The sequence below is a fragment of the Venatorbacter sp. C2-1 genome, assembly GCF_022832715.1.
Classification (GTDB): Bacteria; Pseudomonadota; Gammaproteobacteria; order Pseudomonadales; family Oceanobacteraceae; genus Venatoribacter; species Venatoribacter alkanivorans.
In genome coordinates this window covers 3527644-3539999 of sequence record NZ_CP094879.1, presented here as the reverse complement: position 1 = coordinate 3539999, position 12356 = coordinate 3527644, and the positions used below count along the sequence as shown (strand labels likewise).

10 protein-coding genes are annotated in these 12356 nt (G+C 54.2%); 4 read left to right on the top strand and 6 right to left on the bottom strand.

The window, feature by feature from the left end; all coding sequences use genetic code 11:
* Positions 1 to 155 precede the first annotated feature (155 nt).
* Complete coding sequence (locus MT343_RS15875; RefSeq protein ID WP_145466445.1) at positions 156 to 857, top strand: glutathione S-transferase family protein; 702 nt, start codon at positions 156 to 158, stop codon at positions 855 to 857.
* Between the two features lie 210 nt (positions 858 to 1067).
* A complete protein-coding gene (locus MT343_RS15870) occupies positions 1068 to 2282 on the top strand; it encodes a phosphatidylinositol-specific phospholipase C domain-containing protein (protein ID WP_145466444.1) in 1215 nt (404 codons plus the stop codon).
* 704 nt (positions 2283 to 2986) lie between these two features.
* On the opposite strand, the gene MT343_RS15865 is transcribed toward MT343_RS15870, so the two are convergent.
* Positions 2987 to 4084, bottom strand: coding sequence for a fatty acid desaturase (locus tag MT343_RS15865; protein ID WP_145466443.1), 1098 nt, complete (start codon positions 4082 to 4084; stop codon positions 2987 to 2989).
* Between the two features lie 194 nt (positions 4085 to 4278).
* Between MT343_RS15865 and MT343_RS15860 the strand changes: the two genes are divergently transcribed.
* Positions 4279 to 5298 (top strand): AraC family transcriptional regulator, encoded by a 1020-nt coding sequence (locus tag MT343_RS15860; RefSeq protein ID WP_186435768.1) that lies wholly within the window; start codon positions 4279 to 4281, stop codon positions 5296 to 5298.
* 25 nt (positions 5299 to 5323) lie between these two features.
* Here the strand turns inward: MT343_RS15860 and MT343_RS15855 are convergent, their stop codons facing one another.
* The 5 genes from MT343_RS15855 to MT343_RS15835 form a co-directional block, all read right to left on the bottom strand.
* A complete protein-coding gene (locus MT343_RS15855; protein ID WP_145466441.1) occupies positions 5324 to 6016 on the bottom strand; it encodes a response regulator in 693 nt (230 codons plus the stop codon).
* Positions 6013 to 7506 carry a sensor histidine kinase gene (locus MT343_RS15850; protein WP_145466440.1) on the bottom strand — a complete coding sequence of 498 codons (1494 nt, stop codon included), beginning with the start codon at positions 7504 to 7506 and terminating at the stop codon, positions 6013 to 6015. Before MT343_RS15850 ends, MT343_RS15855 begins: the two co-directional genes overlap by 4 nt.
* A gap of 4 nt (positions 7507 to 7510) precedes the next feature.
* Positions 7511 to 8968 (bottom strand): TrkH family potassium uptake protein, encoded by a 1458-nt coding sequence (locus MT343_RS15845; protein WP_145466769.1) that lies wholly within the window; start codon positions 8966 to 8968, stop codon positions 7511 to 7513.
* A 239-nt stretch (positions 8969 to 9207) separates the two neighbouring features.
* The gene (locus MT343_RS15840; RefSeq protein ID WP_145466439.1) at positions 9208 to 10287 is read right to left on the bottom strand and encodes an ATP-binding protein; all 1080 of its coding nucleotides are present in this window, start codon (positions 10285 to 10287) and stop codon (positions 9208 to 9210) included.
* The gene (locus tag MT343_RS15835) at positions 10284 to 11012 is read right to left on the bottom strand and encodes a response regulator (RefSeq protein WP_145466438.1); all 729 of its coding nucleotides are present in this window, start codon (positions 11010 to 11012) and stop codon (positions 10284 to 10286) included. Before MT343_RS15835 ends, MT343_RS15840 begins: the two co-directional genes overlap by 4 nt.
* Before the next feature lie 170 nt (positions 11013 to 11182).
* Between MT343_RS15835 and MT343_RS15830 the strand changes: the two genes are divergently transcribed.
* Entirely contained in the window at positions 11183 to 12340 is a 1158-nt protein-coding gene (locus tag MT343_RS15830) for an efflux RND transporter periplasmic adaptor subunit (protein ID WP_145466437.1), read from the top strand.
* The last annotated feature ends 16 nt before the right edge of the window (positions 12341 to 12356 follow it).

The following is a 12356-nucleotide window of genomic DNA, read 5'->3' as shown; positions in this document are numbered from 1 at the left end:
TTATTTTTCGGATGGGTAAAACTCTAAGTGACCCAAGGTTACCACTGAATTAACATCAGTAAATAGTTGAAATGCACCGTTGCACTGACCAGTGCTCAGCGCGACGGATTGCCGCGGCTGTGAGTCTCGCCATCCAATAAAAACAAGGTTAAGCCATGAACAATACCCTGCTGCACCAGTACGAAATATCCCCATTCTGCGCCAAAGTCCGGCGCGTGCTGCAGCTCAAAGGGCTGGATTATCAGGTTCACAATATCGGCGCGCTGGGTTCACAGCTGGGCGAGGTCAAACGTCTCAGCCCGCAGGGTAAGTTGCCGGTACTGGAGTTCGGTGGTGAGCGTCTGGCGGATTCGAGCCTGATTGTGCGTGAACTGGAGCGGCGTTTTCCGGCGGTTGTGCCACTGATACCAGACGATGAACAGCAGCGTGCACAGGTGCATCTGTGGGAAGACTGGGCCGATGAGAGTCTGTATTTCCTTGAGGTGTACCTGCGCTTTGCGGTGAAAGAAAACCGCAGCTACTGGGCAGGGCGTGTCTGTGCTGCTGACCCGGCCTGGTTTTCCGCCATTGCCCGGCCGATAGTGCCGGCCACCATGATGAAACAGCTGAAAGCCCAGGGCATGGGGCGTAAATCATTGGCGCAGGTACTGACGGAGCTCGATCAGCACCTGCAGATGCTGAATGCCTTGTTATATGAGCGCGACTGGCTGGTGGGCGAGCAGATAACGCTGGCTGATATTGCTGTGGCCGTACAGTTACAGGCGATTGCTGCCACACCACAGGGTAAGCAGGCATTGCTGGCTTACCCTGATGTGCAGTTGTGGCTGGCGCGCAGCGGTGAAGAGCCGGAGGTATAAAACAGGGCGAATCGGGCCATGATTGGTCTGTGGTGGATCAATCCGTGCCAGTTCCTGCATCTCGGGGAAAAGAGGGCTGACAGCGGTGCAGAGCTTGTTGTAAAAACAGGCCAACGACATAGAACGATGGTTCTATATTGCTGGTAAAAATAATAATAACCTCTGACTTCTCTGAAGCTGAGGTCGCTCGTTCTCTGCACAGGTGACCCTATGAAAACAACCCTCGCATTTTCCCTTGGTATGCTGGCTTCTGCCGGTGCGCTAGCCATGAGCTCAACCCCGCCAAGCGACCCTATTACCGATTTTCAGAACAGCTGGGCAGGCAAAGCACTGGCTCATCAGCGCAGTATCGATATGAACTCGCCGCTGGCGGATAACAGCATGCTTGGCTCGCACAATACCTATAACTCTTCGGTCTACAGCGACCCGACCCGTTATCTCGATCCGCAGCAGAAGCACTCAATCTACGATCAGCTGCGTATCGGCGCACGTTTTGTTGAGCTGGATGCACACTGGACCGCGCATACCCATGGCTGGCCGTGGGAGTGGGGTACTGACCTGCTGCTGTGTCACTCCGGTATCGGCACCGAATGGGGCGATCTGCATGTGGGTTGCAGCCTGACTGACCGCCGCGTCAGCGATGGTGTGCAGGAAGTGGCGAACTGGCTGAACGACAATCCGCAGGAAGTGATCATTCTGTATTTTGAAGATCACACCGATGGTCATCATCAGGAACTGCTGAACATTCTGAACAGCAAACTGAACGGAAAAATCTACGCCAGCAATGGCTGTAAGAGCATCCCATCCAACCTGACCAAAGCTCAGGTGCGTGCCGCCGGTAAACAGGTTGTGCTGTGGAAAGACGGTGGTTGCTCGGATAACAGCGGCATGAAAAACCTCGCCTTTACCGGGCTGGGTGACATTGGCCGTACCTGGGAAGACCGCACCGCCGTGGGTGCCATTGGTGCCTTCTTTACCGGTGGTGCTGTGAGCCGTATCGAAAGTGCCGACGTGGTTCAGGCGTTTAAAAACGGCGTGAATATCGTCAACCTCGACAAGCTGACCTATAACGACGGCCGTATGGCAGCCGGTGTCTGGTCATGGGATAACGGTGAGCCAAATAACTACAACGGCAATCAGGATTGCGCCGTGCAGTGGGGTAATGGCCGCTGGGATGACGCAGACTGTAACAACAACCATCACTTCGCCTGTGAAGACAACAACGGCAACTGGGCGATCAGCGCCTGGGCTGGTCGCTGGACCGATGGTGCGCAAGCCTGTTCACAGTTAGGTGGCAGCTACCACTTTGCTGTACCGACCAACAGCAAGGCCAATGAAGCGCTGAAAGCGGTTAAAGGTGGTATGAGCCATGTGTGGCTGAATGCTTCTGACCGTGCACAGGAAGGTAAGTGGGTGGCGAACTGAGTTTGCTGCCTGATTAAGTAAAAGCCCTGCAGAGGCAAAATACGGTTCACTAACCAGCCGGTTGATTGCATGTGAACAGCCCTTGCGGGGCAAGCCCCTGCGCCCCAATCCGGGGAACTTCTCCCCGGGCCCCTGCTTTGCGCTTTCTGGCCCGTGATCCTTATTCACTCGGTTTTTACTGACCACGCGTATATTGGCCATCCATGGCCACATACGCTTGTCTGGCATCCATGCCAGACAGATCTTAAAAACTATCGCTCATGGCGGCGGGCCCAGAGGCGCGGTTTATCTCAGCCGCAACGCCGTTTTTATCGAACAATAATGTCCATTCTGAAAAGCCGCTTGGCGGAATAATCAATGCGCCTGCAGGACGCCGGAATGAAGAGCACTGAGCCGGTACGTCTCTGCATGGATGCAGAGCGAGCGGATAGGGCCATGGATGGCCCATTATCCGCGTTGCCGTGACCGAGGTGGTCTGAATGGAGGAAAAAGGCCTGCACAGCGCGAAGCTGGGGTCGGCCCGCCGGCAAGGGGATAAGTTCCCCTGGGAGGCATTGGGCTTGGATGTTAAAAAATGCTGTCCTTGTCAGCTACGGTGCTGATTAAAAACTGTGGGATAGCAGTGTCTCTAAGGCTTGTTCTTAAACACCAGCATTTATCTGGCTCCCACGCTCTGCGTGGTAGCCTGGCTGGCTGCACGTTATTCAGACCCCTGCATTAACCTGCTCACCAACCACACGGCCAGCCGCTGGCTGATAACGGTTATGGCGCTTAAAGGTCGCCAGATCATTAAACGGCACGCCATTTTCTTTCATCACTTTATGCGCGGCTCTGGCCGTCAGCTGGCGGATATAAAAGGGCTCGCCAACCACAAAATGGTGAATGCCGTGGGTGCTGCCGAAATTAAAACAGAATACCTGCAGCGGCCAGAACAGTGGGTTGGTTAATACCTGTGTTTGCTGTAGTACGGAATTAACGTTGCCGTAGTAGTGCATATTCGAGCTGATAAAGTTAATGCTGAACGAACGCAGATAGAACGGCGCAATTAATACCACCACCCATTTATCCAGCAGTTCAAAGCGCGCCAGGGTTTCGGCCGACCACGCCGGAATAACACCAAAATAAGGCGCAATCAGATTAATCGCATGGTAGCCCAGTACGCTGTACCAGATGCTGGCGGTGATCCATGGCAGGGGAAAGTTCGCGGCCAGCACACGGGCAGCGTGATACAGCTTTTTACCCTTTGGCGCTTCGACCAGGGCGCGGGTGAAATTTCCAACAAAGGTATCCAGCATAATCAGCCAGCGCAGTGGTCCGAAGGTGCGGCCATTGCCGATACCGCGCTCTTCGATGTCGGCCTCGGTACCTGAGGTTTTATGATGCAGAAAATGCAGGTGGCGGCGAATCCAGGGGTTAATTGTTCCCGGACGGAAAATCCACACACCGGCCATCATTAAATGGTGAATCAGTTTGTTGTTTTTAAAGTATTGCCAGTGAATTAAATCGTGCTCCAGCTCATGCAGCAGCGAGGTTAAAAAAGCGACCGTCGGAATACACAGCCAGGCGCTGATCATGCCCTGCCAGTAAGCAAAGCCCGTCAGCAGAATAGCGCTGATGGCAAACAGAAAAACGCTCATACCAATAAGATTCTGATTAGCGAGAATCGGGTAGCGGCGGCGGGCATCATCACCGGCAGTACGGATAACGCTGCGGATGGTTTCAATACGCTGCGCATCGGACTGCTGTAGCGTATCTTTTCCGAATGCCGGTGAATCCGGGATATATTTTTTTATTATGCTCATAACCTGTTTCCTGTTGCAGATAATCCTGTCACTCCGGCGGCTGCGGTAAAGCAGTGCAAATGGCCACCGGTTCAGAATACATTAGCCGCTAATCTGGTTGTTAAGGCTACCTTAAAAGCGTTAAATGGCCTTAAACCCTATGGTTTTTGTCCGAAAGACCCCGTTTATTGTCCGCACACCACTCAGGAAAGATGATGAGCCAGCTACAGCAACAGGCAATCTACCCCGGTGCAGAGTTGTTTCTGCTGAAGCAGTTTATGCGCCGCGAAGGTATTGTTCCGGCGCAGGCGCTGCTTGGTACCGGGCTGGATGAAGCACAGCTGAGCCGGGCCGGCTCGCTGGTATCGTCGGAGCAGTTCGACCGGATTTACCGCAATCTGTACCGTCTGGCGGCGCGTGCGGATTTTGGTCTGGCACTGGGGCAGGCGCTTAATCTGTCGCGCTGGGGGTTATTGTCGGCGGCGCTGTTCAGCAGCAAAACCCTGGGCGATGCACTGGCTACTGCCAATCAGCTGCGGGTGTTATTGCGCAGCCGTTTTACCCTGACGGCCGCGATGCGTGAGGGTGGTTATGATATTGAAGTGCGCAAACGCGAGGGCATGGAATATCCGCTGAATTCGGTGTTTGCCCATGAAATGCTGTTCACCAGCCTGCAGGTACAGATTGCTCAATTACTGGGCCGCGAATTTTATTTCACTGAAATTCGTCTGAATTATCCGCCACCACCTCACGCGGCAGACTATGAACGTTATTTTGCCGCTAAGGTGCAGTTTAATTCACCGGTCAGTGGTTTCTGCATCGACCGCGATACCATGCATCAGCCCCTGCCTCTGGCGAATCCGGCAGCCAAACAACAGGCCATGCTGGTGGCCGAGGCCGAACTGAAACGGGTGCTGCAGGTACAGAAGGGTGATATCGGCTGGCAGGTGCGGGCATTGATTCAGGGCAGCGAACAACGTCTGGCATTAGATGATGTTGCTGCCGGTTTAAATCTTTCGCCGCGCACATTAAGACGAAAATTACAGGAAGCGGGGCTGACCTTCCGCCAGATCAGCGATGAAGAATTACTGAAAAAATCCATGTTGCTGCTGGATGACCAGCAACAGAAAGTCAGCTCTGTTGCCAGCGCCTGTGGCTTTAAAGATCTGCTCAGTTTCCGCGAAGCCTTTAAACGCTGGAGCGGTATGACACCTCAGCAATACCGGCGACGCTGATACAGCAGGTCCAGCTTACCGGAATTCAGAGGCTTTTTAATTCGCCAATAAAACGATAGCCAACGCCGGCATCGGTTTCGATATAAGCCGGTCTGGTCGGGTCGTCACCGAGTTTATTACGGATCTGGCGGATAAAAATACGCAGGTAATGGCTGTCTTCAATATGACTGTCACCCCAGTATTTTCGCAGCAGATATTGCTGCGTCAGTATTTGCCCCGGGTGCTGGATCAGCTCCAGCAATAATTCATATTCCCGCGGCGAAAAGCGGATGCGTTCACCATCGACGCTGACGGTGCGTGAGGGTAAATCCACTTTTAAATGACCGTCGTCGTAGCCCATTGGCGCCTGTTCTTTACCACTGGCGCTGCGCAAAACAGCACGGATGCGGGCCAGTAATTCTTTTACACCAAAGGGTTTTTCCACATAGTCGTTACAGCCATTATCCAGCGCTTCCACTTTTTCCCGCTCGCTGTTGCGCACCGATAACACAATGACCGGCGTTTCACAGAAGGTGCGTAATTCACGCAATACCTGCTGGCCATCGATATCGGGCAAGCCAAGATCAAGAATAATCAGATCCGGTTGCTCCAGCGCAATCTGTTCAAGCCCGCGGCGGCCGGTATCGGCTTCACTCAGCTGATAGCCCTGCGATTCCAGACTGATGGTTAAAAAGCGGCGGATCTGCGGTTCATCATCAATGATCAGAATGCGCGTCATAGCGTTCCCCGGTTGGTGTTATCCATAGGCTCAGCATTGTTTCCAGGTACGGCATTATCCACAGGCAGGCTGAGGCGGAAACAGGTGCCCTGTTCTGTGGAGCTGTAAAGAATATTGGCGCTGCCACCATGGGCGGCGAGAATTCCCTGACAGATGGTCAGGCCGAGGCCGGTGCCGCCGGTCTGCTGATCACCTTTGGCGAGGGTAAAAAACATATCAAAAATATGCGGCCAGTGTTCCGGCGGAATACCCGGCCCGGAGTCGGCAATATCAATCAGCAGACGGTTGCCGCTGGCATGGGCATTAATCTGAATATTTTTACCGGCCGGGGTGTAGCGTACGGCATTTTCCAGCACATTAAAGGTGGCCTGTTCCAGCAGCGCGGCATGGACGTAGAGCAGGGGTAATTCCGGATCGATCCGGGTAATAATCTGCTGGCCGTCGAGTAACGGCTGCAGGCGTTTAAGAGAAACGCTGAGTATATCGTCGATGCCGGCCCAGTCGCGCTCCAGTTTTAATTCACCCTGACCGATCTTGGTCATATCCAGTAATTTCTGAATATAACGGTCGAGGCGGCGTGCTTCCGACAGTGTATTTTTTAACAGTTCATCCTGTTGTGCTTCGCTCAGGCTTGGGCGCAAATCACACAGGCTGCTGACCGATCCAATCATGGTGGCCAGTGGTGTGCGTAAATCGTGGGAAATGGATGACAACAGGGCCGAGCGCAATTGTTCGCGCTCTTTAATCACGGTTTCCTGTTGCAGATTTTCGACCAGTAATACCCGGCTCCAGGCGAGGCGCAGAATTTCGGCGGTGGCTTCAATACGGGTTTTCAGCCAGGCATTCACCGGCGCTTTCAGTGGTAACTGAATTTCGTGCAGATGCTGATCGTTGTCGCACAGCACGATATGAAAACAATGATTATTCCAGTGGCTGCTTAAACTGCCTTTCTTAACACCGTTGCGTTCGTTGCTGGCGCGGGTGTGGACAACGGACTGAGTGTCTGGTGCCAATAAATCGGGTCGGAACAGGGCCTGTACTTCCTGCAGAAAAATATCAATCAGTTCTCCGGCCTGCACACAGGAAGCCAGTGACTGTGCCAGCATCATCTGTTGTTTAGTCCAGCGTTCGCTGTTTTGCAGGGCATCGACTTTTTCCCGTAAACCCGCGGCCAGCTGGCCGGTAACCAGCGCGACCAGAATCAGCAAAGAGGCGGTGAGAATATCTTCGCGATGCAGAATAAACAGGGTGAAGTGTGGCGCGGTAAAAAAGAAGTTGTACGACAGAAAGGAAACAACCGCGCTCAGCAATGCCGGGCGGATGGCGGTGGAGACGGCCGTGAGCAGTACCGCTGCCAGATAAAATAAGGCAAGGCTGGCGGCCGGTAAAAGGTCGGAAAAAAACCAGCATACCAGCGTGGCCAGTAACGGCGCGGCCAGGGCCAGTAGCCAGTGTGACCAGCGCCACCTGCTATTATCGTTCAGCAGCATACAATCATCCTCTCCAGAATACCGGGCTCAGCAGCACCATGACGGTAAGCAGCTCCAGACGCCCCAGAATCATGGCAAAACTGAGAATCCATTTTGCGCCATCCGTTACCTGAGCAAAGTTACCGGCCGGACCAATCATATCACCTAAACCCGGGCCGACATTGCTCAGTGCAGTGGCGGCGCCGGTAAACGAGGTAACAAAATCCAGTCCGGTGGCCGCCAGCGCCAGACTGGTAATGGTCAGGGTCAGAAAGAATAAAAATGAGAACGCGACGGCCGACACCATAATATCGTCGGAGACGGTTTTCCCGTTGTAGCGGATAGAAAAGGTACCGCGCGGATGCACCAGTTTATTCATCTGATCACGCAGAAACAGCCATGACAGCTGAAAACGGAATATCTTCATGCCGCCACTGGTTGAACCAGAACAACCGCCAATAAAGGTGACAAAAAAGAACAGACAAACACTGAATACGCCCCACATGGTGTAATCCTGTGAGGCATAACCCGTGGTGGTAATTACCGACACAATATTAAAAGCAACGTGGGTGAGCGTGGTAAAAAAATCACGTTCCTGAGTCAGTGACAGCTGCAGGGTGAGCAGGAAAACCAGCACCAGTACCACCAGTAAAAAACCATATACCTGCTGATCGCGCAGTGCGCTCAGACGCTTTTGTGACACAAAGCGGATAAACAGCGTAAACGGCATTCCCCCTAGCAACATAAACACCACCGAAATCCACAGAATGGTGCTGTTAAAACGTCCCATGGAACTGTCATCGGTAGCGTAACCGCCGGTTGAAACGGTGGTCATGGCGTGGTTGATGGCATCAAAGGGAGTCATACCTGCCAGCCAGTAGCAAAATGCACAGAGCAGGGTAAAACCACAATAGACCGACAGCAGAGCGCGGGCGAGATCGTGGAAACGCGGCAGCGATTTATCCGACCAGTCGGAGGATTCAGTCTGAAACAGACGCATACCACCGACGCGCAGAAACGGCAGAATCGACACCGCCATACCAATCACACCAAAACCCCCAATCCACTGCAGCATTGAGCGCCACAACAGAATAGAGGGCGGCAGGGTATTAAGCTGCGACAATACCGTAGAACCCGTCGTGGTAATGCCTGACACCGCCTCAAATACGGCATCGGAAAAATTTAGCGGATGGTTGGCGAGAATCAGCGGCAGAGCGCTGTAAAGTGACAGCATCAGCCAGCTCAGACTGGTCAGCAGATACAACTGGCGCGCGTTTAAGGCAAAGGGACGGTTCAGGCCCGGCACCACCAGCGTGCAGCCAATTAACGTAACGATGCAGGCAGCAAGAAAGAACGCGCGGTACTCACCGTCACCGCAGAATAAAGAATACAGGGCCGGTACCAGCAACAGGGCGGCTATCACAAAGGCCAGCAGACCACAGACAAATAAAACCGGACGAAAAAGCCTTAACACGCAGCACATCTCCCAGCGGACAGGCAACAACGCTATTGTCCGGCCGGAGGCTGTAAAAATTCGAGACAGCAAAGCGCGGGTTGCCGTAAAAATTCCGTAAGGGGAAATCAGTGAGCCAAGCCGGACCGATGATGCGGCGGTAACCGGAGCAGGTTATCCGGATATTTATTTTTCAGAAGCGTGACTACAAAGCAGATGCGGTAACGCTGAGCATTTTGTTGCCCGTCATGGTAATAACTCTGTTTGAATCAATGGCTCACCGGTGCGGCACTAACCGGCCAGGCAAGAGTAAAGGTTGTTCCTCCCTGAGCTGTGCGCTGGCAGAGGGCATGGCCGTTGTGGGCTTCTATGATGGCTTTGACGACGGCAAGGCCAAGACCGCTGCCGCCACTTTTCCGTGAGCGCGATGGTTCAACCCGGTGGAATGCTTCGAATATATGGTTTGCAGCGTCGTCGGGGATGCCCGGGCCTTCGTCTGTCACGCTCAGATAACATGTATTTTCTGCGTGATGAAGATGTATGGTCAGGGTTCCGGGGTCGGCATGCTGACAGGCATTTTCCAGCAGCGCCATGAGCGCCTGACGTATCCGTACGGCATCACACCAGACCTGCATTGTGCTATCGAGCAGCGGATTCAGCCTGAATCCTTTGGCGTGTAACTGGGGAGCGAAAGAATCAATAACCGCATTGATTTCCTCTGCCAGCTTCACTTCGGTCTGATGTAACTCCAGATGGCCGCTATCGTTGAGGCTCAGCACACGCAAATCTTCGATCAGGCGGTTCAGCCCTTCGACTTGCCGCAGCAGTCCCTGGAACAGGTCGCTGCTGGGAGTGAATACGCCTTCCGCCAAACCCTGCAGGCGACCACGCAGAATGGTAACCGGAGTGCGCAGCTCATGAGCCACGGCAGCATTCCAGAACTCGCGCTCGCGGGTCATATTCTGCAGGCGTTCGGCCATGGCATTGAAATCGCACACCAGCTGAGCGGTTTCACCCATAGAATAACGCCCCATAAAAGCGCGGGCGTCCAGCTTGCCCTCCGCCAGTTCACGCAGACTTTCCGCCACCGAGTTCAGTGGCGTAAGAATCCGCCGTGACAAACGAACAGCGACGAACAACGCCATCACCAGAGCGGCAATGATGGTGCAGACGATCCAGATCATTTCCACCCGTGAAGGTACCCAGGTTTCGGAAATACTGTCCGGCAGGTAGGCCATCGCAATGGCATAGAATACGTAAGAACCAAACACCGACAGGAAAATGATGCCCAGTGCCATCAGCGCCAGCGACTGAATAATTTGTCTGCGTAACCCGGCCACTGGCTTCATACATCATCCCCCAGACGATAACCCACCCCCCAGACACTGAGGGGAACTCCCTGAATCCCTGCGGCTTCAAGTTTCTTACGCAATTTGCTGATATGGCTGTCGACCGTGCGTTCCAGGCTGTCGCCTTCGGGCAGGCAGCTGACCAGCAGTTCTTCGCGGCTGAAAACACGTTTCGGCGCCCGCATCAGGCAGGCGAGCAGCTTGAATTCCGTGAGTGTCAGATCGAGTTTCTGCTGCTGATGATTAAGGAAGATGCTTGCTTCGTAGCTGTCCAGGTCGATCTGGAACTGCCCGACGCGCAACACCTGTGCCGTGGCAGGCGTATGATTCCGCGTACGCCGCAGCACGGCCTGTACTCTGGCGACCACTTCGGCCGGGTTGAATGGCTTAACCACATAGTCGTCTGCTCCCAGACGCAGTCCCATTAACTTATCGATATCCTGATCGAGGGCGGTGAGCATAATTACCGGTGTATCGCCCCGGGAGCGGATTTCGTTCAGAACATTCCAGCCATCCAGTTGCGGCATCTGTACATCAAGAAGCATCAGATCCGGCTTACATGTCTGGTGCATGGCCAGCGCCTGATGGCCATCGGTGGCGTGTTGCGTGCGCAGTCCGCTGCGTTGCAGATAAGCAATAAGGATATCGGCAATCTCGGTTTCATCTTCGGCAATCAACACGAGTGCCGGAGTTGCCGGGCCTGCAGGAGTATTAGTGTTGGACATGGATTGCTCTGACACTGAAACGGCCGAACATTATCACTCTCTCCATAAGTTCTCCACAAAGCCTCAAGTTCATCGCAACAGTTGCCCGTCATAATTCCGTTCTGGTTCTCAGGCGCGTGATAACGCGCCATTTGGGAGAGCGCTGTTCAGCGAGGCTGAGGAGAATATTTATGTATTTCAAGCAACGGCACTTAAGCATTGTGTCGGTAGCCGTAATTGCCATGTGCGGACTGGCCGGTTGTGATCCGGCGGTACCGGCTCAGGAAACGCCTCCTCCGGTGGAGGTGTCGGTGATGACTCTGGAGCTAGGAGAACTGCTGCTATCCAAAGACCTGTCCGGCCGGGTAAAGGCTGTCCGTAATGCTGAAATACGGGCGCAGGTCAGCGGTATTGTACAACGTCGTCTGTTTGAACAGGGGGCTGAGGTTAAGGCGGGAGACGTACTGTTTCAAATCAACCCGGCGGTATTTCAGGCCGATGTTGATAGCGCAGCCGCTGCTTTAGAGCGTACCCAGGTCGTTCAGAAAAGGGCTCATCATGAAGTGAATCGCCTTGCCCCGCTGATGCGTGCCGGTACGGTCAGCCGTCAGGTATATGACGATGCGGTGGCGCAACGTGATCAGGCTGTGGCTGACGTTGCCCAGGCTAAAGCAACGCTGGCACGGCATAAACTGAATTTGCAGTTTGCCCGTGTTGAAGCGCCTATCTCCGGGCGTATCGATCAGGCATTGGTCAGTGAAGGTGCTTTGGTTTCGCCGACGGACACCACCGCCATGGCAAGAATCCAGCAAATTGATCAGGTGTATGTGGACGTACGTCTGCCAGCTTCAATGCTGGAATATATACGTCAGCAGACCGCCCCAGACGGCCCGAAACCGGCCGTGGAAATCCTCAACAGCGATGGTAAGCCGCTTGGCATTCAGGGCCATATCCTGTTCTCGGGTATTGAAGTGGATGCCGGTACCGGCGACGTACTGCTGCGTGTGCTGGCCGAAAACCCGCAACATCGTTTACTGCCGGGTCTTTATGTCCGTGCCCGGGTTCCCCGTGCTTACTATCCTGCTGCACTGACTGTTCCTCAGGAAGCGGTAACCCGTGCGGCGGGTGATGCCAGCGTGTGGGTGCTGGATGCTGAAGGACAGGTGCAGCCTGTCGCCATCGAGGTTGGCGAGCTGAGCGGGCGTTATTACCGCGTGGTATCCGGCTTGAGTGTAGGCCAGCAGGTGGTCATCGAGGGTATCGAACGCCTGAGCCCGGCCGCGCAGGTTGTCGCACGCCCCTGGCAAAACGCCGCGGGCAGTCAGCAGCTCAGCGCTGACGCGCACTGAATTTGGAGGCGTAGTT